The sequence below is a fragment of the Haloplanus sp. XH21 genome (assembly GCF_023276355.1).
Lineage (GTDB): Archaea > Halobacteriota > Halobacteria > Halobacteriales > Haloferacaceae > Haloplanus > Haloplanus halobius.
In genome coordinates, this window is sequence record NZ_JALLPL010000001.1 from 1,286,872 (window position 1) to 1,308,130 (window position 21,259).

A 21,259-nucleotide genomic window follows, 5' to 3' on the forward strand; every position below is an offset into this window, starting at 1 on the left:
ACCCCCAAGCGCCCGGGGGGTCTGCTCACGAGCATGTACGAGGCGGTCCACGCCCCGGACGGGGCGGCCGACGCTGTCGCTACCGCCGAGCGGCTGGGCTACGACGGCGTCGTGCTCCGCGCCACCGGCGCGACGCCGGACTACGACGCCCTCCGCGAGGGGGTGACCATCGACATCGTCGACGCCCTCGAAATCGTCGCCGACGACCCCGAGACGGCGAGCGGCGCCGTCGGTGGAGAGCGCCCCGACCACACCCTCCTCTGTGTCCGCGGCGGCACGGACCGGCTCAACCGCTTCGCGGTGGAGAACGAGCGCATCGACGTGCTCACCCGACCGATGGCCGACGACGGCGACGTGAATCACGTCCTCGCGAACCGCGCCGCCGAGAACGGCGTCCGCATCGAGTTCGACTTCGGCCCCGTCCTCCGGGCGACCGGCGGCGAACGGGTTCGCGCGCTTCGCGACCTGCGGAAACTCCGCGAACTCGTCGACGCCTGCGACGCGCCCGCCGTCGTCAGCGCGAACGCCACGACCCACCGGCAGCTCCGCGCGCCGCGGGAGCTCGTCGCCGTCGGCGAGGCCGTGGGGTTCGACGCCGAGATGGTGCGGGACGGTCTCCGCGAGTGGGGGGCGCTCGCGGCGCGTAACCGCCACCGACAGTCCGAGTCGTTCATCTCGCCGGGCGTCGAACGGGGGCCGTATGATCCGGACGCGTGAGGTGGGGTCGGCGTGAAACACCTGCCAAAATATCTCCGGCCGCGGTGGCGGTATCTCGCAGTCGAACTCGACGCGCCGGCCGGCGCCGACCTCACCAGACACGCCTTCCAGCGGGCGGTGTGGTACGCGGCGGGGAACCTGCTCGGCGACGCCGGGAGCGCCGACGCCGACCTCCGCGTGCTCCGGTTCCGGGTCGACGACGGGCACGGCGAAGCGGTCGTGCGCGTCCGTCACGGCGAGGTGTCGCCGGCGCGAGCGGCACTGGCCTGCGTTCACGAGGTCGACGATCACCCGATCGGTCTCTACGTCCGGGGCGTCTCGGGGACGATCCGGGCCTGCGAAGAGCGGTTTTCGCACCGCTGAGCGGGTGACGGCCGGCCGCAAAAGCGTCGGGAGTCGACCCCCGACAGTCGGGCGTTACTCCTCGTCTTCGTCGTCCTCGTCCTCCGACGGCAGGAGGTCGAGGTCGGCGAGGTGGGTCTCGATCTCGTCGTTGTCGAGTTCGTGGAACTCCTCGGTGTCGACCGGGACGGTCCCCACGTCGACACCGGCGGGTTCGAGCGAGCCGTCGTTGGCGGAGGCGAGCGCGCGGAGCGCGAGTTCGATTCCGCCGTCGAGGTCGAGGTCGTCGCCGTAGTTCTCTTCGAGGTAGTCCTGGAGGTCACCACGGTTCGCCCCGATGGAGACCGCCTTCCACTCGTAGGGCGTTCCCGAGGGGTCGGTCTCGTAGAGACGTGGTTCGCCGTCCTCGATGCCGCCGATGAGGAGGGCGACACCGAACGGGCGGGCGCCACCGACCTGCGTGTACTGCTGGATGTGGTCGGTGACTTCCTTGGTGAGGGCTTCGATGCCGATCGGTTCGCTGAAGCGGAGGCGGTTGACCTGCGCCTGGCGGCGAGCGAAGTCGATCAGCTGGCGCGCGTCGGCGACGTGGCCGGCGCTCGCGATGCCGGCGTGGTCGTCCGCCTTGTGGATCTTCTCGACGCTCGTCGGCTCCATCAGCGGCGAGCGGGAGCGTTTGTCCGCCGCCAGTACCACCCCGTCTTCGGTTCGGACGCCGATACTCGCTGTCCCTCGCTTGACGGCCTCTCGGGCGTATTCGACCTGATAGAGGCGGCCATCGGGCGAGAAGATCGTTATCCCACGGTCGTAGGCCTGTTGTTGCGCTTGTCCCTGCATTGTATCACGTTGACTCGAAATCGAGTTCGGTCGCGACCGAGACGCCGTCGGCAGACTGGGGCTCACCGGACGGCACGTGGTGCCCCGCCGACGGACGTCCCGCGCACGACGCGTCTCTCGGCCGGCACTCCGGCCCGGCGTCCTAAATACCTTTCTTGTCGGCACCGCCCGCTCGGCGGCTATCGCCGCCGCCGCACGCCACGCGAACGGCCCGCTCCGCGTCTCATACTGCCGGCTGTAAGTCGATACAGATGCCGAGGCGGCGAATATTTTGAGACAGTCTCAGTACTCTTCGTAGGCGAGGTTCATCAGCCACTGCGAGAAGGCGTCGCTTCGCGGGTCGACCTCCTCCTCGCCGATGAAGGGCGAGAGCATGTCGCCCGCCATCAGCAACGAGAAATCGAGGTCGCTGGCGGTCGGCATCAGGAAGTAGGTGTTGTGCCCCTGATACACCGTCTCCTCCCGTCGGATGAGGTCGTTGTCGACCAGCGACTCGGCGACCCGACTCCCCTTCCGCGAGGAGATGTCGAGTTCCTTCCAGAGTTCGCTCTGGTGGATACCACGCGTCTCGAGGACGAGATCGAGCGCCGCGCGTTCGACCTCCGAGAGGTCGGCGTCCTCGGCGGCGCTCATCGGCTCACCTCCGCATCGGCGATCCGGTACATACACTCACAAACCGGGGGCGCGTGTTTAAAGTTGACTTTCGTCCGCGTCCGCGTTCGCGTCGGCCGTGCGGTACGCCGTCTCGCAGGGCGGCCCCGGAGCGAACCGGAACGTCGGCTCGTCGCCGAGACGGATCAGCGACGACGACCGCGTGCCGTAGCCGTCCTCGTGAATACAGACGCCGTACTCGTGGTCCGCGAGGACATCGCCCGCGCGGTCGAGCCACGACGCCGCGTCTTCCCCCGGTTCCGGCGTCAGTTCGGCCCGGACGGCTCGAGCGTTGGCCATCTGTTCGGCCGCGCGCTCGGCGCCGTCGCCCTCGGGCGTCACGAAGCGATCCGTCACGGCGCCGCCCCCGCCGAGCGCCGCGCCGCTGTTGACGACGACGTGGACGCCCGGATGGAGCCGTATCTTCCGCAGGTCCCCGTCCCACTCGAAGAGATAGGCGCCCGTGGCGTCGGCGACGACGAGGTTGAACCCGTCGTAGTCGTGGTCCGCGACCGACCGCTCGACCAGGCGAGCGGCCGCCTCCGCGTCGGTCTCTTGCAGGGCGTCGTCGACGAGGCGGCCGCGCGAGCGTTCCGCCCGCGCCTCGGCGCGCCAGCGGTTCGTGATGCCGACGAACAGTCCCGCCTCGTTGTAGCCGATCCAGGTGCCACCGGCCTCGGCGTCGCGGGGCGCGACGATCCACGGATCCGAGCCACGCCGCGTCGGCGGTTCGGAGGGGCGGTCACGGCGCTCGTCGCGATTGGCTGCGACGACGACCGGTGCGTCAGGAAACACCTGCCACGCGAGCGTCAGAGTGCACACGCGGCGACGTAGGACGGCCGCTGGGTTAAACGCGCCGTCCTCACGCCTGCCAGTCCTCGGGAACGCCGTCGGGGTCGGCCGTCGCGACGGCGGCGCGGACGGCGGCGACGTTCTCGGGCACGTCGTGGACGCGCACGAGGTCGGCGCCGCGGTCGACCGCCAGCGCGGAGGTGGCCACGGTCGCCGGCAGGCGTTCGTCCGGGTCCTGCCCGATGTGACCGAACATGGATTTGTGAGAGTGGCCGATGAGGATCGGACAGCCGAGCGCCCGGAACTCGTCGAGGCGATCGAGCAGGGTGAACTCCTCGACGGCGTCTTTCCCGAAGCCGAGACCGGGGTCGACGATCACCTTCTCGCGAGGAAGCCCGGCGCGCTCCGCGAGGGCGATCCGCTCGGCGAGTTCGTCGATCACGTCCGACACCACGTCGTCGTAAGCGACGGTCTTGCCCGGCACCACCGGCGCGTCGATGCTGTGCATCACGACGACGGGCACGTCGTACTCGGCGGCCAGAAAGCGCATCTCGGGGTCGGCCAGTCCCGTCACGTCGTTGAGGATGTCGGCGCCGGCGTCGAGGGCCGCCCGCGCTACCTCGGCCTTCCGGGTGTCGATGGAGACGAGCGCGTCGAGATCCGCGATCGCCTCGATGACCGGCGTGACGCGTTCGATCTCCGTCTCGGTGGGAACGGTGTCGGCGCCCGGTCGCGTGCTCTCGCCGCCGACATCGATAACGTCCGCGCCGGCCTCGACCATCGCCTCGGCGCGCTCGACCGCCGCGGTCGGATCGAAGAAGTCGCCGCCGTCGTGGAAACTGTCCGGCGTCACGTTCAGGATGCCCATCACGGACGGCCGCGCCTCCCAGGGGTAGCCGTGCGAGGGGAGTCCGTCCTCCTCGTCGATCCGTTCCCGCAGGATCGCGGCGACGTTCGCCACCTCCTCGTCGCGTCCGTCGAGCGCCGAGAGCAGCGCTCGGAGTTCGCCGTCGGTGCCCGCGACCACGGCCGACCGGAGTTCGCGATCGGTACGGTAGTCGGCAGTGACGGCCGTCGCAGCCGTTCGTCCGACGGCGCGATCGAGCGCCCGCGCCTCGCGCCGGTCGAGGCGCGTCGTGACGACGCGGTGGACGCTCTCGGCGGCGGCGTCGGTGACATCGCTGGCGTCGGCGTTTGCCCGTTCGAGGACCGCCCGCGCGTCGCCCTGGCTATCGACATCGCGGGGCACCGCGAGCCGGGACCAGGTGCGCCGCGCTTCGGCGACGGCGAACAGCGAGCCGACGACGAGCACGCAGTCGTCCGGGGCGGCGTCCCCACGGGCGCGGTCGAGCGCCGCCGACACCGTCGGTGCCGTCGTCACGTCCGCGCCGTCGGCCGCGTCGAAGGCGGCGGCGAGGACGGCGGGATCGGCCGCGCGTTCGTGAGCGGGCGCGCAGGTCCGCACCGACGCCGCGTCGGGGAGTTCCGCCGCCATCTCGCGGTGGTCCTTGTCGTGCATGGCGCCGAAGACGAGGTGGAGGTCGTCGTAGTCGTACTCGCCGACCGTCTCCGCGATGGCCGCACAGGCGCCGGGGTTGTGCGCGCCGTCGAGGACGACCAGTGGGTCACACGCCATCACCTCGAACCGACCGGGCCAGTGGGCGCTCCGGAGGCCGCGTTCCAGAGCGGCCTCGGTCACGCGGTCGCCGCCCACCTGTCGCGCCAGCACGGCCGCGACGCCAGCGTTTCGTGCCTGATACGATCCGGGCATCGGGACGCGCGTCTCGACGCCCCAGTCCCGTCCTTCGATGCCGACGCCGGCCTCCGTGTGGTTGACGAGGCCGTCGTAGCGCACGGTCACGTCGGGCGACTCCTCGGCGACGCCGACGGCGACGGCGTCGGGCGCGTGGTCGCGGACAGCGGCGAGCGACTCGCCCGTCGCGCCCGTCACCAGGGGCGCGTCGTCGGGGGCGACGGTCACCTTCTCGGCCGCGATCTCGCCGAGCGTCTCGCCCAAAATATCCGTATGTTCGAGGCTGACGGCGGTCACCGCGGCGGCGACGGGGTCGACGACGCTCGTTGCGTCGAGACGCCCGCCCATGCCGACTTCGAGCACCGCCACGTCGACGTCCGACCGCCCGAAATACCAGAGCGCCATCGCGGTGAGCGTCTCGAAGGAGGTGAGCGGATCGCCCTCGACCGCTCGGTCGACGAGGAAGGGTCGGACGCGCTCGACGAACTCCGCGACGGCGGACTCGGTGATCTTCCGGCCGTCGACGCGGACGCGTTCGCGCAGGTCGTCGAAATGCGGCGAGGTGTAGAGGCCGACGCGGTAGCCCGCCTCCCGGAGCACTGACTCGGTCATGCGTGCCGTACTGCCCTTCCCGTTCGAGCCGGCGATCTGGACGAACGCGACGTCCTCGTGGGGATCGCCGAGTTCTCCGAGGAGCGCCCGGATCGACTCCGTCCCCGGGTCGACCGCAAACCGACGGAGGTCCGAGAGAAAATCCGCGGCGGCGTGATAGTTCATGACTCGACTCCGTTCGGCGAGGGTTTTAGTCTCACGGGTCGCGACGAGCGTTGCGGTCGGGAGACCGCCTGTCTACGACAGCGCGCCGCGTTCTCGCGCCGTCGCAAGCGCCTCGCGATCGATGAAGACGACGATCTCCTCGCTCCAGAGACGGAAGTCGTGGCGGTGGCGGTCGTACCCCGACAGCTGGCTCGCCACGCGATCCTCGTCCCACCCCGCGGCGATGACGACCGGCGGCGGATCCGCGCCGATCGTTTCGTTGGGTGCCGTGCTCGTGACGTTCGCGCCGTAACGCTCGAGATACCAGGGGAGAGGCAGGCGCGTATGCCAGGCGGGGCCGCCGGGCCGTGGCTGGCGCAGCGAACTCTCGTTCTCGACGTAGAACTGCACGTCGCTGGGGTTACCGGGGGCGTGCGTGCCGACGAACAGCACGTCGGTGCCCTCGGTGACCTGCGAGACGGCGCGCACGCGCTGGAGCGTTCCCTTGAGTTCGTTTTCGGGCTGGGCCCACTGGATGATTTCGCCCGCCTCCTCCTCCGAGGCGGCGTTCGTGTAGGTGAGGTTGGCGCCGACGACGCCGACCACGGCGCCACAGAGTACCAGCGCCGCGAGCGCCACCGGGAGCGTCCAGGTGCCGGATGCGTCGGCGTCGGGGTTCTCACCGATCGACTCCCAGATGTCAGCGACGGCCGGCCGGACCCGGCGGACGAGCGTCGCGACGCCCACGGCCCCCGGCACGGCGAGCGGAATCACGGCGTGGACGACGGCCCACGGTGCCCGGATGTCGGTCGCGATGGGGTAGCCGAGGATGCTCACCGCGCCCCAGTAGGTCGCGAAGGCGACGAGCGCCCGGGTGCCGTCGCTCCCCTCGTAGCCGTCGGCGACGACCCCGATGACGGCGAACAGGCAGACGAACAGCGCCCCGTAGAGCAGGGTTTCGAGGTAGTCGTAGAGGAAGGGGAGGTAGTCGTGGTTCTGGTGGCTGCCGGCGACCCAGAGGCCGTAGAAGGACTTCCAGGAGCCGACGGTGGCCGATTCGAGGACGCCCGGCAGCCGGGCGGGCGCACCGAGCGCCGTCCAGAGGTCGGGCCGCGGCGCGTAGAAGAAGGCGACGACGGCGACGAAGACGGCGACGGCCCCCACGGCGTGGGCCGCGGTGAGCGCCGCTCCCCGGCCGACGGTGCCGCCGAATCGCTGGAGCCGATAGCCCAGGGCCAGTCGCCAATCCTCGGTGACGACCCGTCGGACCGACCGTCCGGCGCGCGCCGATCGGAACAGGCGATGGTCGACCAGGAGCGTGCCGGCCCCCAGGAAACACAGCAGATAGACGACGGCGTTCTCCTTGGTGGTGAACGCCAGGGCGAAGACGGCCGCCGCGGGGTAGACGAGGCGGGCGTCGCCTCGGTCGAGGGCGCGGACGACAAGCGCGAGGGCGACGAACGCGAACGCCCCGACGAGCACGTCGTTGCGCATGAACCGCGAGTAGTAGACCAGGAGTGGGTTGAGCGCGAGCAGGAGCGCGAGCGCAGTCATCTCTACGTCGTCCAATCGGTCGCGCAGCAACCACGCAGAGAGCGGGAGGAGTCCGCCGACGACCGCGACGATCAGGCGAGCGCTGAAGTCGGAGGCGCCGAGGCCGGGAACGGCGAACAGCCAGTCGTTGACGACGAAGAGGAAGGGCCCGTGGACGATGGGCCGGTAGGCGAACTCGCCGGTCTCGTGATACCGGAGGATCCAGTAGCCGACGCGACCCTCGTCCCAGTGGAAGATTCGGGTGCCGAGGCCGACGACACGGACGGCGAGGGCGAGGGCGGTGACCAGCAGGACCGCCCGAAGGGCGCGGCCGTCGTCAGAACGCATCGCTAACCCCTGCCATCTCGCCGGTAACAACTCTTTTGTTTCGGCTCCGGGTGTCCTCGCCTTCGGCCGCACAGTAAGGCCTTTCCCACCCGGCGCCGACGCGCCGACTATGGTTACACTGGGGCTGGTGGTGGCGCAGTTCAACGCGTCGGTCACCGAACCGATGGCGGAGCGCGCGCGGTCGGCGGCCGCCGAGGCCGAGGCCGACGCCGAAATCGGCGAAACGGTGCCGGTGCCGGGAGTGTACGACGCGCCGCTGGCGGCGGATCGACTCGCCCGGCGGGACGACATCGACGCGGTGGCCGTCGTCGGCGCTATCGTCACCGGCGATACGGACCACGACCGCGTCATCGGCGACGCGACCGCACAGGCGCTGACGCGCGTCAGTCTGGATCGCGATACGCCGGTAACGTTCGGCGTCAGCGGCCCGGGCATGAGCGGGGCCGAAGCCCGGGAGCGCGTCGAGAAGGGAGCGGAAGCGGTAAACGCGGCGGTGCAGATGGTACGAACGTTACCATGATCGACTTCGATTTCGCCGGGCGAGTCGAGCGCGTCGAACCCAGCGCGACCCTCGCCATCAGCAACCTCGCGAACGAACTGGAAGCCGACGGCGTCGACGTGGTCGACCTCTCCGTTGGGGAACCCGACTTCGATACGCCCGCCAACATCGTCGACGCGGGCAAAGCGGCCCTCGACGCCGGCCACACGGGCTACACCTCCTCGAACGGCGTCCCGGAACTCCGCGAGACCATCGCCGCCAAACTCCGCGAGGACGGCATCGACGCCGACGCGGAAAACGTCCTGGTCACTCCCGGCGGCAAGCAGGCGCTCTACGAGATCTTCCACACGCTCATCGATGCGGGCGACGAAGTCGTCCTCCTCGACCCCGCGTGGGTGTCCTACGAGGCGCAGGCGAAGATGGCGGGCGCCGACCTCTCGCGGGTCGACCTCTCGCCCTACGACTTCCAGCTCGAACCCGCGCTCGATGACCTGGCCGACACCGTCTCCGACGACACCGAACTGCTAGTCGTCAACTCGCCGTCGAACCCGACGGGTGCCGTCTACTCCGACGCGGCCCTCGAAGGCGTCCGCGACCTCGCGGTCGAGCACGACGTGACGGTCATCTCGGACGAAATCTACCAGCAGATCACCTACGACATCGACCCGACGAGTCTGGCCACGCTGGACGGCATGGAAGACCGGACGATCACCGTCAACGGCTTCTCGAAGGCCTACGCGATGACGGGCTGGCGGCTCGGCTACTTCTGTGCCCCCGACTCCTTCGTCTCGCAGGCGGGCAAACTCCAGTCACACTCCGTCTCCTGTGCGGTCAACTTCGTCCAGCACGCGGGGATCGAGGCGTTGCGAAACACCGACGAGGCGGTCGTCGAGATGCGCGACGCGTTCCGCGAGCGCCGCGACATGCTCGTGGACCTCTTCGCCGACCACGGCGTCGACGTCCCCGTCGGCGACGGCGCGTTCTACATGATGCTGCCCGTCGACGAGGACTGCGAGGCGCTTGTCGCCTCGGATTGGGGAAGCGGCGATGAGCCGCGACCCGTCGACCAGGCCTGGTGTGAGGCCGCCATCGAAGAGGCCCACGTCGCGACGGTGCCCGGCAGCGCGTTCGGCACGCCGGGCTACGCCCGCATCTCCTACGCCGCTGACAAGGACCGACTCCGTGAGGCGGTCGACCGCCTCGCCGAGGGCGGCTTCCTCTGATCGGCTTCGCAAGGAATCGTTCGCTTTCTGCCCGTTCGAGCGTCGGTCAGTCCTGCATCTGCTCGTCGCGCTGGCTCCGTGGCGCGTACTCGCTCCAGTCCACGTCCTGCTGGACGTAGACGTAGGCCGCGTAGAGAACGACCGCGTAGAGGACGGTAAACGGGAGCGCGAGCGTCGTCGAGAACGATTCGAGGACGCGCGTGCCGCCGCCGAGATAGGTCGTCATCACGCCGATGGAGAGCATCAACACGCCCCAGGTCGCGCGGATGCGGGCGTTGGGCGCCCGATCGCCGGTGTTGATCGCAGCGAGCATGTACACCGCCGAGTCGAGCGACGTGACGATGTAGCCGACGAGCGCGACGATGAGCAGCGCCCCCACGAGCGGAGCGTACGGGACGAGCGTGATGGCCGTGCTCAGCGCCGCCGCGTTGCCGCCCTCGGCGAGTGCGTCCCCGATTACGGCCGCGTTTCCGGGCGCGAGCGCCAGCCCCCCGAGCACCGCGTGCTGGAACACGAGCAGGGTGGTCGGGACGATACACAGGCCGACGAACACCTCGCGGACGGTCCGGCCCCGCGAGACGCGGGCCACGAAACTGCCGACGAACACGCCCCACGCGGCCCACCACGCCCACCAGAAACTCGTCCAGTTCTGGGGCCAGAGGCTCCGCTCGACCGGGTCGGTGTACAGCATGAGCCGCGGCAGGTTGTTCAGCCAGACGCCCATCGCGTCCAGGCCGAGTTCGACGATGAACAGCGACGGCCCTAGGACGAACAGGACGACTGACGCGACGACGTTCGCGACGACGGCGACGCGCGCGGCGTTGCGGATGCCGCGTTCGAGGCCGAGCCACACGTCGGCCAGAAAGAGCGCGGCGACGCCGGCGAACAGACCGACCGTGAGCAGTCGCGAGTCGACGCCGTAGACGACCGAGACGATGGAAGAGAGTTGGCGACCGATGAAGCCGAGGGAGGTGGCCAGCCCGCCGACGATGGCGACCAGCGACAGCAGATCGACCAGCCAGTAGACGCTCGCGTACCGCTCGCGGTCCAGAATCGGGGTGAGGACCGTACTGACGCGCCAGTCGCCGGTGCCCCAGACGATCACACCGAACGCGATGGCGAATGGGAGGTACCACGCGATCAACCCGGGAAGGATGTCGTGGAGATAGGTGAACGCGAGCGCCAGCGACTCGGGGGAAGCCCCCGGGACCGGCGACGGCTCCGGCGGCGACTGGAGGATGTACACTGGCTCCGCGACGCCCCAGAAGAGGACGGCGATGGAGTAACCGACGGTGAACACCATCGAGAGCCAGGAGAAGCGGCCGAACGCTGGCGTCGCGTCCGGGCCGCCGATACGGAGGTGTCCGTAGCGTGACAGCGAGAAGGCCGTGAGACCGACCGTCAGGAGGAAGCTCAACAGGATGAACCACCAGCCGAAGTAGTTCAACACCAGATCGAAACTCCGGCTGAACGCGTCACCGACGGCCGCCGGGTACCGAATCCCGGCCGCTGCGAGGCCGATAGAGAGCAGCGCCGGCACGCCGAACAGGGCCACCTCACTGCGCGTCGCGTCCGCGAGTCCGATGGAGGATCGAAGTGACATTGTGATCGAGGTGTCGGTGACCACAACGCCCAACCGAGTTAAAGTCACCCTTCGAAGGCAATATATGAAGAGATTATTTCTTCAGTATTCGCAACCGTCGGTCAGTAGACGAAGATTTAACCGCTTGATGACCTATCGTGGGTGATATGCTTGACCTCATCGCGTACACGAACTGCTCGCACTCGCCGGCGGTCGAGGACGCCTGGAAAGCCTCGGATCACGGCCAGGCGGCGGGCTACTGCGATGTCGATTTCTGGACCGATCTCGCGCGGCGACTGGAGCGTGGCGGATTCTCGGCGCTGTTTTTCGCGGATGCGTTCAACGTGGCGTCGCAGTATCAGGGCAGCATCCGCCCGACGGTCCGCCACGGCGAGCAACTCCCCGAGAACGACCCCCTGCCCCTGCTGTCGGCGCTGGGTGCGGCGACCGACAGTCTCGGCCTCGTCGCCACCGCGTCGACGTCGTTCTATCCGCCCTACCTCCTCGCGAAGAAACTCTCGACGATCGATCACCTCACCGACGGTCGGCTTGGCTGGAACATCGTCACGTCGTCGGGCGAGCTGGAGTTTCGCAACGTCGCCGGCGAGTACGTCCCCCACGACGAACGCTACGAAATCGCCGACGAGTCTCTCGAGGTCTGCTATCGGCTCTGGGAAGACAGTTGGGACGACGACGCCGTCGTCACGGACGCCGAGAGCGGCACCTACGCCGATCCGGACGCCGTCTCCTTCATCGACCACGACGGCGAGTATTTCGAGGTTCCGGGGCCGCACATGTGCGCGCCGTCGCCACAGCGGACGCCGATGCTGTTTCAGGCGGGACAGTCAGAGCGCGGCCGCGAGTTCGCCGCGCGCCACGCGGAAGCGACCTTCTCCTTCCATCTCAGTCGTGAGGGGTTCGAAACGTACGCCGCCGATGTCGTCGACCGGGCGGCCGACTACGGGCGGTCCCGCGCGGACATCCGCTTTTATCCCGCGGTCACGCCGTACGTTGCCCCGACCACAGCGGACGCCGAAGCGCTGTACGACCGCGTTCTGGACTACATCGACCCCGAGACGGGGCTCGTTCGCCTCTCGAATCACTTCAATCACGACTACAGCCAGTACGACCGCGATGCGCCCCTGGCCGACCTGCCCGTCGAGGGCATCCGCGGCGCGCTGAAGGTGTTCATCGAGGACGATCACGAGTGGACCGTCGGCGAGGCGGCGAAGCGGTACGCCAGATACCCGGCGGTCGAACTGGTCGGCGACGGTGACACCGTCGCGAGCGAACTGGAACGGTGGCACGCCGCCGGCGCGGACGGGTTCGTCGTGCTGGCACCGCTCGTCCCTCGTTCGTTCGAGGCCGTCTGCGAGCATCTCGTCCCCGAACTCCGCGCCCGCGGATCGCTCGCCGACGCGCCGCCGGCCGAGTCGCTCACGCTTCGGGAGCGCCTCTTCGACCGCCGCGACGACGCCACACTCGCGGCGTCCCACCCCGCGTGGAAGTGTGCGCCGGACGGATGAATCCCCGCCTCGACCGTGGGTTTAGGTGTGGTGACGGCCCAGAAGGAGCATGCGCGTCCGGGACCTGCCCCTCTCGACGGCGGTCATCGACCATTTCGAGTCGCGGGGCATCGAGGAACTCTACCCGCCCCAGGTGGCGGCCGTCGAGGCCGGCGTCGCCGAGGGACGGCGACTCGTCGCCGCCGTGCCGACCGCAAGCGGCAAGACGTTCATCGCCACGCTGGCGATGCTCACCGCCGACGGTCCCGGACTCTACATCGTCCCGCTTCGGGCGCTTGCCCGCGAGAAATACGAGACGTTCTCGGACATACCGGGCGTGAGCGTCGGCATCTCGACCGGCGACTACGACGCTACCGACGAGCAACTCGGAGACAACGACATCGTCGTCGCCACCAGCGAGAAGGTGGATTCGGCCATCCGCAACGGCGCCGACTGGATCGCCGACCTCGCCTGCGTCGTCGTCGACGAAGTACATCTCGTCGGGAGCGAGGGGCGCGGCCCGACGCTGGAGGTAACGCTCGCAACGCTCCAGCGGCGCGCTCCGGGCGTCCAGGTGGTCGCGCTCTCGGCCACCGTCGCCAACCCCGAGGACTTGGCCGATTGGCTCGACGCCGGTCTCGTGCAGTCCGATTGGCGCCCCGTCGACCTCCGCACCGGCGTTTACGCCGGGAACGCGGTGTCGTTCGACGACGGTACGACGCTCGATATCGCCGTCGCGGGCGATCCGGCCGACGCCACGAACGCGACCGAGGCGCTGGTGTCGGACACCGTCGACGGCGGCGGGCAAGCGCTGGCGTTCGTTCGGTCGCGCCGCGAGGCCGAATCCCTCGCCGACCGCCTCGCTACCGCGGGGCTGGGGTCAGCGCCCGACATCGCCGGCGAGATTCGCGACCCGGACGGCACCGAGACGGGACGCCGACTCGCCGACTGTGTCGAGAGCGGCGTCGCCTTCCACCACGCGGGCCTCCGGAGCGATCACCGCGTCGCCGTCGAACGCGCCTTCCGTGACCGCGACCTGCGCGTCATCTGCGCGACGCCGACCCTCGCCGCGGGTGTGAACGTCCCCGCACGGCGGGTCGTGATCCGCGACCAGCAGCGCTACACCGGGTCCGGGATGGAGTGGCTCCCCGTCCTCGAAGTCCATCAGATGTGCGGGCGGGCGGGGCGCCCCCATCTCGACCCCTACGGCGAGGCGGTGCTCGTGGGCGACGGCGACACCCGTGACGAACTCCGGGCGCGCTACGTCGAGGCGGATCCGGAGCGCGTCGAGTCGCAGTTGGCCGATCCGAACGCGCTCCGGACGCACGTCCTCTCCATCGTCTCCTCGGACTTCGCCGCGTCGCGGGAGGGCGTCCTCGACGTCCTCGACGCGACGTTTTACGCTCACGGGACGCCGACGATCGAGTTGAGCGGCGTCGTCGACACGGCCGTCGCGGACCTCGTCTCGATGGAGATGATCCGCGACGACGGCGGCCTGGCGGCGACGGACCTCGGCGAGCGCGTCTCCCGACAGTACGTCGCCCCCGAGACGGGCGCCCGCGTCGTCGCCGGCCTCCGGACGGCGGCAGGAATGGAGACGGTGACCGGCCTGACGGCGCTCGAAATCGTCTGTGACACGCCCGACATGCAGGACACGTATCTCGGGAACCGCGAGCGTGCGGAGATGTACCGCTTCGCCCAGTCACACGCGGCCGAGTTCACGACGGCGATGGGCGAGACGGACGCGTTCGAGGCGTGGCTGACGGCAGTGAAGACGGCACGTATCCTGCACGAGTGGACCGAAGGCGCGAGCGCCGCCGACCTGGTCGAGCGCTTCCGCATCGGTCCCGGCGACCTGGAGTCACGCATCGAACGCGCGGAGTGGTTGCTCGGCGCAGCCGACGCCATCGCCGAGGTGGTCGACGCCGACGCAGCGGTCCCGTTCCGCAAGGTGCGGGCGCGCCTCTAACGCCGGTTAGAGGATCCGGCGCCGATACCGGTAGAGGAGCCCCGCCACGACGGCGATGGGCGTCAGGAAGACGAGGAGATAGGGTGCGACGAAGGCGGCGCCGACGGCCAGTGCGCGGAGCGCGACGCCGACCCCGTGGACGGACTCGAGGAACGCGGACAGGATGGGCGTGTCGTACCAGTGATCGGGGGCGGGGCGGTCGGGCCGGGGTTCGCTCATCTCGACCGTGATCGTGGAGTACGCGACCTGCCGCTGGAGGCTCTGCAACCGCGCTTCGGTTTGCTCGATTTCGGTCTGTACTTCGGAGAGTCGACGCTCGACGGCGAGAACGTCCTCGGTGTCGTTGGCGCGATCGTACAGCGTCCGCAGTCGGTCGCGCTCGGCGCGCAGATTCTCCAGTCGCGCCTCTAAGTCGACCACCTGGTCGGTCACGTCCTGGGTCGACGTCCGTGACTCGCGGACGTGGCCCTGGCGCTCGACGACGGTCATCATCTCGGCGAAGTCCTCGGCGGGGACCCGGAGGACGACCCGACCCGAGGTCCAGGCGTCGTCGCCGCGTTCGTGGACCTGCTGGGACGACCCGCTGACGTAGCCCCCCCGCGCCTCGACGGCGGCGGTCAGGTTCGACCGTGCGGTCTCGTAGTCGTCGACCCGCAGTTGCACCTGGCCGGTGCGGATGATGGAGCGTCCCGCCCTGGCGGTCGCGTCGGCGCTGCCGCCGTCCCCTCCGCCGCCCTCGTCGTTAGCTGCCCGCTCTTCGGCCCCGGATTGGTCGACGGCGGCCGTCTCCGCGAGGGTCGTCGCATCGCCACCACCGCTGACCTGGGCGCCGCTGCTTGCCCCGCCACTACATCCGGATAGTACTACCAGCGCCGCGAGCAGTACTACTCCAAGTCGTCGTACCATACGTCGCCTACTCCGTGGACGGCTATAACATCGGGTGAAGCACAAACGACTGTTTGATCAACCAGCGACGCCTCCCATCGTGAATATGTGTCACAACACTCCTCAGCTTCCGATATATATTATATAATATACATTTATGCTGGCTCGGCCGTTCGGGACGAGTATGGCCGTAGACGGCACGATCGACGCTGCCAGGGCAGCGGTCGACGAGGAACGGGCGTGTGTGCGTGCCGAACGCGACGCCTTCGCCGCGTTCAACCGCCGTGTGGCGGATCTGCCGACGGCGTCGGTCTCGGCGTCTCCGCCCGCAGTCCCCGGGTTCGACCGCCCAGACCGGACGACCGACGCCGTCCGCACGGCGTACGTCGAGACGGTGATGGACGTGGCCCATTACGGCGCGGAGTACGGTGACACCGTCCCCGAGAGCCTCGCGGTGGAGTTCGGCGACACGCTGGCGGCCGCCATCGTGAGTGACGCGGTGTTGACACCGGAGATCCGCGGCGCGGTGCGGTCGGCGGCGACGGCAGCCCGGGACGAGCGCGAGGCCTTTCTTGATGTCCTGGACCACGAGCGGTCGGCACTGGCCCGGGCAGCCGACGACATCGACGACCTGTGTGCGACGCTTCGGTCGCTCGACGTGGACTCGCACACCCGGTACGGGTTCGACACCCTGCGTGATCGGTGGTCGACGCTGGACGATCTCGAAGCCCGCGTGGCGGACCTCGGCGCGCGACGACAGGAGACGATCCGCGGCTATCGGGGCGACCTACCGGGCGTCCCGACGGATCTGACGGAGTATCTCTACGCCGACCTCTCGGTGTCGTACCCGGTCCTCGACGCCGTCGGGGCTCTCGGAACCCGGATCGATACCGTCCGCGGCCGGATCGAACGAGTGCTGACCGCGACGGCCTGATCGCGACGGGAAACGTTGAGGAGGCCCGCCCGCTGACAGGGTGGTATGCGACCCGAAGACCTCCGGGCGGCGATTCCGGTCTGTGAACGGGGCGTCTACTTCAACACCGGCGCCTCGGGGCCGGCACCCCGCCCCGTCGTCGAGGCGACGACCGACTGTCTCGAACACCATGAGTACGTCGCCCCGGTCGAGGAGGGGGCGTACCCCGCCGCCTACGAGATTTTCGAGGTGGCGCGCGAGGCCGTGGCCGACTTCGTCGGTGCCCAACCCTCGGAGATCGCGCTCACCAACAGCACCGCCGACGGTATCGCGCGCGTCGCCGCGACGGTCGACTGGAACCCCGGCGACGTGGTCGTCCGCACCGACCTCGAACACCCGGCCGGCGTCGTCCCGTGGTGGAACCTCCGCGAACGGGGGGTCCGGGTTCGCGTCCTCGAAACTCAGTCCGGCCGGATCGACCTCGACGCGGTCGAAGACGCCGTCGCCGACGCGCGCCTCCTCTGTCTGAACTCCATCACCTGGAGTCACGGGACGCGACTTCCTATCGCCGATGTCGTCGAAATCGCCCACGAACACGACACGCTCGTTCTGGTCGATGCCGTCCAGTCGCCGGGACAGGTCCCCGTCGACGTCGGGGCGTGGGAAGCGGACTTCGTCGCCGCCGCCGGCCACAAGTGGCTGCTCGGGCCGTGGGGCGCCGGCTTTCTCTACGTCGACCGCGAGGTGGCCGACCGCCTCACGCCCGGTCTCGCGGGCTACCGCAGCGTCGACGACCCCGGTGCCCAGGAGTTGGAACTCGTCGACGGCGCCCCGCGCCTGGAGGTCGGCACCACGTCCCCGGCGCCGTACCGCGGTCTCGTCGAAGCCATCGACACCATCGAGGCGATCGGCTACGATACGATCACCGATCGCATCGAGCGCCTGACCGACCGGCTGAAAGCGGGCCTCGGTGACCGCCTGCTGAGCCCCCGCGAGTACGAGTCCGGACTGGTCACCTTCACCGCCGACGATCCCGCGGCGCTGGTCGACCGACTCGCCGACGAGGGGATTCACATCCGGTCGCTCTCGCATCCCGAGGCGGTCCGGGCGTCGGTCCACGTCTTCAACACGGCCGCGGACGTGGACGCCCTCCTCGACGCGCTGTAGCCAGCCAGCACCTATTTGCCGTGCCGACCGCAAGCGGGTGGCATGTCCCATCGTCAGCGGAGGGCACCGCCGACATGAATCGGCTTCACCCGCGCGTCCGCGCCGTCTGGGCCGGGCAGGCGGCCGTTCTCGCCGCCGTTCTCGCCGCCGTTACGCTGGTCGTCAGCCGGTTTCTCCTTACCCTGCCAGCGTGGGTACCGCCCGCCGTCTTCGTCGTCGCCCTCGTCGTCGGTGTGGGGCTTGCGACGGCCCGCTACCGCGTCTGGCGATACGAAGTGCGCGACGACGCGCTCTACCTCGAACGCGGCGTCTTTACGCGGGTTCGGACGGTCGTCCCCTTCGTTCGCATCCAGCACGTCGACTCGTCGCGCGGGCCGGTCGAACGGCTCGCCGGCCTCGCGAGCACCGTCGTCTACACCGCCGGCTCGCGCGGGGCCGACGTGACCGTTCCCGGACTGACGCCGACGGGCGCCGACGACCTGCGCGAGCGACTCAAACGCCTCGCGATCGGCGCCGAGGGCGACGACGCCGTATGAAGCTCTCGCCGCTCTCGGTGCCGTACCGCGTGATCGAACGCGGGGCCGGCCTCGTGTTCACCGCCGTCGTCATCTCCTCGGGCGCGTCGGCCGCGCTCGGCCCCATCGGCGGGGTCGTCGGCGCCGCCCTCGTCGGCCTGGCGATCCTCCTGCTCGTCGGCTACGAGGTGACCTACTACCGCCGGTTCGAGTACGAACTCGGGGACGAGACGCTCGACATCCGCTCGGGCGTCGTCTCGCGACGCAACCGCGAAATCCCCATCCGACGGATCCAGAACGTCGACATCAGCCGGAACATCGTCCAGCGACTCGTCGGCATCGCCGCCGTCGACTTCGAGACGGCCGGCGGGAGCGAGACGGAGGCGTCGCTTCGGTTCGTCGATTTCGAGGTGGCCAAACGGCTGCAGCAGGATATCGGCCGACTGAAACGGGGTGACGCGGCGGCTGGAGAGACTAGCGACCAGGCGTCCGCGCCGGACCGAGAGAGCGAAGCCCTGTTCGCGCTGTCGGGGCGCGAACTCCTGCTCGTGGGGGCGCTGTCGTTCGACTTCCGGATCCCGGGCCTCCTGTTCGTGTTGCTCTCCGGGAGCCTCCCCGCGCTGTCGTCGATGCTCGCCACGCAGATCGGCGTTCTCGCGGCCGGCGTCGTCGCCGTCGCGCTCGTCATCGTCCTCGTCTCGTGGCTCGGTGGCGCGCTCGTCTCCGTCCTCAACTACTACGACTTCCGCCTCGCGCGCGTCGGCGACGAACTGCAGTACGAGCGCGGCCTCCTGCGGCGATACGACGGGTCGATCCCCTTGGACAAGGTGCAGACGTTGACCGTGACCGACGACCCGCTGAAGCGGCTGTTCGGCTACGCGTCGCTCCGCATCGAAACGGCGGGGTACACCCCCGGATCGGGCGAGAGCGGGTCGGAGGCGGCCGTCCCGCTCGCCAGCCGCGAGCGGGTGTTCGACCTCGCCTCGCGCATCGAGTCGTTCGGCACGCCGGCGTTCGACCGCCCGCCGAAACGCGTCCGCCGTCGCTACGCCCTCCGCTACTGCCTCGGTCTCGGCGTCGTCGTCGCGCTCCTCTACGGCGTCGACCTTCTCGTGGCGCGGTCGCTCCCCTGGTACGGTCCCGTGGCGCTCGTTTTGCTCGTCCCCGTCGCTGCCCACTTCAAATGGCGACACCGGGGGTACTGGCTCGGGGAGCACCATCTCGTCACGCGAAACGGCGTCCTCCGCCGAGAGATAAAGATCGTTCCCTACTACCGCATCCAGACGGTCATCGACTCGCGGACGTTCTTCCAGCGACGCTGGGGGGTCGCGACGGTGACCGCCGACACTGCTGGCTCCCTCTCGATCGTCGGCAGCGACGCCGCCGCAGTCGACATTGACGACGCGACGGCGGACGACCTCCGGGCGACGCTCGCGACCCGTCTCCGGGAATCGCTCGCCGCACGCCGGGGCTGGATCGAACCGGGCGCGAACGCCGGCGCGGGCGACGGATCGGTGGCCGCTACCGACGATTCCACCGACACGGACGCTCGATCACTCCGTTCGCGGGACGGCGACGGCGCCGGCGACGAAGATCCCGAGGGCTAGCACCGCCAACACGAGCAGCGACCCCATCGGATCGCCGCCTTCGGTCGCCGCGCGGACGCCACGGGAGAAGTACGTCAGCGGCGAAACGTCCGTCACGGGGCGGAACCAGGCGGGCAGCATCGCGGGCGGGACGAACGTCTCCGAGAGCATCCACACCGGGAGCGCGACGGAGTTGCTGGCGGCGATGACGCCGTCCTGGGAGTCGGCGACGCGGCCGATGATCGCCCCCAGTCCACAGAACAACGTCACGCCGACGACCACGAGCGGGACCAGCGCGAGCAGTCCGGGGCCGACGACCACCTCGGCGCCCGTCACGAACAACACCAGTACGAACAGCAGCAGGCCGGCGAGGCCGATGACGACGGCGTTGACCAGCGTGTGGGCGAAGAGCCACTCCCAGCGGCGAAGCGGCGTCGTCGCCAGTTTCTCGAAGCGGTTGCCGTCGCGGTGGCGCGCGATGGTGCTTCCCACCCGCGACAGCGGCGTGAACACCACGACGATGCCGAGGTAGCCGGGGAGGTAGTACGCCGGTTCGCGGGCGAACAGGCCGCCGCCGGTGGGTCGGGTCTGCACCAGCGCGCCGAAGATCAGGATGAGCAGGATGGGGAAGAAAAACGTGAAGAAGACGGCCGTCTTCCGCCGGGTGAACGCGCGGGCCGCGGCAACGAACGTCGACCGGATCCGCCGCTGGCGGCTCATCGCGACGCCTCCCCTTCCGTCTCCGTCGCTGGCTTCCGGTCCATCCCCGCCGTCAGCGACTCACCCGTCAGGCGGAGGTAGATGTCCTCGAGATCGGGTTCGGCCCAGGTGAACGAATCGAAGTCGACGCCGGCGGCTTCCAGCTCCGCGACGACACGGCCCACGTCCGCGAGCGCGACATCGTGGACGACGAGATGGCCGTCGCGTTCGTCGATGTCGGCGTCGAGGGCCTCTGCGGCCACCCGTGCATCCGCGGGGTCGTCCACGTCCACCAGCAGGTGGCTGTCGCCGCCGTGGTCCGCGACCAACTCCGACGGCGTGCCGACAGCGACGAGACTCCCGTCACGGAGGAGACCGACGCGGTCGGCCAGTCGTTCGACCTCGCCCATCGAGTGGCTGGTGAGCAACACCGTCGTGCCGCCCGCAGCCAGGTTCTCTATCAGTTCCCACAGCGACCGTCGGCCCGCAGGGTCGATACCCGTCGTCGGTTCGTCCAGGAAGAGCACGTCGGGATCGTTGACGAGCGCCGTGCCCACACAGGCTCGCCGCCGCTGGCCGCCCGAGAGGTTCTCGTACCAGGTGTCGGCGGCGTCGGTCAGTCCCACGTCGTCGAGGACATCGTCGACGGCGCGGGACTCGTCGTAGAGGCCGGCGTAGTACGCGATCAGTTCGCGGGCCGTGAGCCGATCTGCCGGGTGAAACGACTGCGGGAGGAGGCCGATCCGGGACGGATCGACGCCCCCCGGCTCCTCGCCGAGCACCCGGATCGCCCCCTCGTAGCGAGTGGTCCCCGTGAGTGCCCGGACGAGCGTGGTCTTGCCCGCGCCGTTGGGGCCGACCAGTCCGAACACCTCGCCTGCGGGGATCGATAGCGAGACGCCGTCGAGCGCGACGGTGTCGCCGTACTGCTTGCGCACGCCCTCGGCGACGAGTGCCTCTGCCATGCCCGAGGGTCGCGGCGGTGCC

General features: G+C 69.5%; 18 protein-coding genes and 1 pseudogene. 10 read left to right on the top strand and 9 right to left on the bottom strand.

The features are described 5' to 3' along the window. Positions 1 to 33: 33 nt before the first annotated feature. Positions 34 to 717 (top strand): RNase P subunit p30 family protein, encoded by a 684-nt coding sequence (locus tag MXB53_RS06640; protein WP_248896599.1) that lies wholly within the window; start codon positions 34 to 36, stop codon positions 715 to 717. 12 nt (positions 718 to 729) lie between these two features. After that, positions 730 to 1,077: pseudogene (locus tag MXB53_RS06645) on the top strand (Rpp14/Pop5 family protein); the annotation flags it as partial. Positions 1,078 to 1,134: 57 nt separating this feature from the next. On the opposite strand, the gene psmA reads toward MXB53_RS06645, so the two are convergent. From psmA to MXB53_RS06670, 5 genes are all read right to left on the bottom strand, one after another. Continuing rightward, complete coding sequence (psmA, locus tag MXB53_RS06650) at positions 1,135 to 1,896, bottom strand: archaeal proteasome endopeptidase complex subunit alpha (RefSeq protein WP_248896600.1); 762 nt, start codon at positions 1,894 to 1,896, stop codon at positions 1,135 to 1,137. 282 nt (positions 1,897 to 2,178) lie between these two features. Continuing rightward, positions 2,179 to 2,529, bottom strand: a complete 351-nt coding sequence (locus tag MXB53_RS06655; RefSeq protein ID WP_248896601.1) for a helix-turn-helix transcriptional regulator — start codon at positions 2,527 to 2,529, stop codon at positions 2,179 to 2,181. 57 nt (positions 2,530 to 2,586) lie between these two features. Further along, positions 2,587 to 3,369 carry an NRDE family protein gene (locus MXB53_RS06660; RefSeq protein WP_248896602.1) on the bottom strand — a complete coding sequence of 261 codons (783 nt, stop codon included), beginning with the start codon at positions 3,367 to 3,369 and terminating at the stop codon, positions 2,587 to 2,589. A gap of 40 nt (positions 3,370 to 3,409) precedes the next feature. Beyond that, a complete protein-coding gene (gene folP, locus MXB53_RS06665; protein ID WP_248896603.1) occupies positions 3,410 to 5,869 on the bottom strand; it encodes a dihydropteroate synthase in 2,460 nt (819 codons plus the stop codon). A 72-nt stretch (positions 5,870 to 5,941) separates the two neighbouring features. Beyond that, positions 5,942 to 7,729, bottom strand: coding sequence for a flippase activity-associated protein Agl23 (locus MXB53_RS06670; protein ID WP_248896604.1), 1,788 nt, complete (start codon positions 7,727 to 7,729; stop codon positions 5,942 to 5,944). 109 nt (positions 7,730 to 7,838) lie between these two features. Between MXB53_RS06670 and ribH the strand changes: the two genes are divergently transcribed. After that, entirely contained in the window at positions 7,839 to 8,249 is a 411-nt protein-coding gene (gene ribH, locus MXB53_RS06675; protein ID WP_248896605.1) for a 6,7-dimethyl-8-ribityllumazine synthase, read from the top strand. Further along, positions 8,246 to 9,451 carry a pyridoxal phosphate-dependent aminotransferase gene (locus tag MXB53_RS06680; RefSeq protein WP_248896606.1) on the top strand — a complete coding sequence of 402 codons (1,206 nt, stop codon included), beginning with the start codon at positions 8,246 to 8,248 and terminating at the stop codon, positions 9,449 to 9,451. The genes ribH and MXB53_RS06680 overlap by 4 nt, the downstream gene beginning before the upstream one ends. A gap of 46 nt (positions 9,452 to 9,497) precedes the next feature. On the opposite strand, the gene MXB53_RS06685 is transcribed toward MXB53_RS06680, so the two are convergent. Then, positions 9,498 to 11,054: a BCCT family transporter gene (locus MXB53_RS06685; RefSeq protein WP_248896607.1), complete on the bottom strand. Its 1,557-nt coding sequence runs from the start codon at positions 11,052 to 11,054 to the stop codon at positions 9,498 to 9,500. 146 nt (positions 11,055 to 11,200) lie between these two features. On the opposite strand from MXB53_RS06685, the gene MXB53_RS06690 reads away from it, so the two are divergent. Next, the gene (locus MXB53_RS06690) at positions 11,201 to 12,559 is read left to right on the top strand and encodes an NtaA/DmoA family FMN-dependent monooxygenase (RefSeq protein WP_248896608.1); all 1,359 of its coding nucleotides are present in this window, start codon (positions 11,201 to 11,203) and stop codon (positions 12,557 to 12,559) included. 49 nt (positions 12,560 to 12,608) lie between these two features. Then, positions 12,609 to 14,507: a DEAD/DEAH box helicase gene (locus tag MXB53_RS06695; protein ID WP_248896609.1), complete on the top strand. Its 1,899-nt coding sequence runs from the start codon at positions 12,609 to 12,611 to the stop codon at positions 14,505 to 14,507. A gap of 6 nt (positions 14,508 to 14,513) precedes the next feature. On the opposite strand, the gene MXB53_RS06700 is transcribed toward MXB53_RS06695, so the two are convergent. Continuing rightward, the gene (locus MXB53_RS06700; RefSeq protein WP_248896610.1) at positions 14,514 to 15,413 is read right to left on the bottom strand and encodes a DUF4349 domain-containing protein; all 900 of its coding nucleotides are present in this window, start codon (positions 15,411 to 15,413) and stop codon (positions 14,514 to 14,516) included. A gap of 163 nt (positions 15,414 to 15,576) precedes the next feature. Between MXB53_RS06700 and MXB53_RS06705 the strand changes: the two genes are divergently transcribed. From MXB53_RS06705 to MXB53_RS06720, 4 genes are all read left to right on the top strand, one after another. Continuing rightward, a complete protein-coding gene (locus MXB53_RS06705) occupies positions 15,577 to 16,326 on the top strand; it encodes a DUF7260 family protein (RefSeq protein ID WP_248896611.1) in 750 nt (249 codons plus the stop codon). Between the two features lie 45 nt (positions 16,327 to 16,371). After that, the gene (locus MXB53_RS06710) at positions 16,372 to 17,472 is read left to right on the top strand and encodes an aminotransferase class V-fold PLP-dependent enzyme (RefSeq protein WP_248896612.1); all 1,101 of its coding nucleotides are present in this window, start codon (positions 16,372 to 16,374) and stop codon (positions 17,470 to 17,472) included. Between the two features lie 74 nt (positions 17,473 to 17,546). Beyond that, positions 17,547 to 18,008 (top strand): PH domain-containing protein, encoded by a 462-nt coding sequence (locus tag MXB53_RS06715; RefSeq protein WP_248896613.1) that lies wholly within the window; start codon positions 17,547 to 17,549, stop codon positions 18,006 to 18,008. Beyond that, positions 18,005 to 19,594, top strand: coding sequence for a PH domain-containing protein (locus tag MXB53_RS06720; RefSeq protein ID WP_248896614.1), 1,590 nt, complete (start codon positions 18,005 to 18,007; stop codon positions 19,592 to 19,594). The genes MXB53_RS06715 and MXB53_RS06720 overlap by 4 nt, the downstream gene beginning before the upstream one ends. On the opposite strand, the gene MXB53_RS06725 is transcribed toward MXB53_RS06720, so the two are convergent. Next, on the bottom strand, positions 19,541 to 20,293 hold the full coding sequence (locus MXB53_RS06725) for an ABC transporter permease (RefSeq protein ID WP_248896615.1): 753 nt from the start codon (positions 20,291 to 20,293) through the stop codon (positions 19,541 to 19,543). The two genes, MXB53_RS06720 and MXB53_RS06725, sit on opposite strands and share 54 nt — an antisense overlap. Continuing rightward, the gene (locus MXB53_RS06730) at positions 20,290 to 21,237 is read right to left on the bottom strand and encodes an ABC transporter ATP-binding protein (protein ID WP_248896616.1); all 948 of its coding nucleotides are present in this window, start codon (positions 21,235 to 21,237) and stop codon (positions 20,290 to 20,292) included. The genes MXB53_RS06725 and MXB53_RS06730 overlap by 4 nt, the downstream gene beginning before the upstream one ends. Between the last annotated feature and the right edge of the window lie 22 nt (positions 21,238 to 21,259).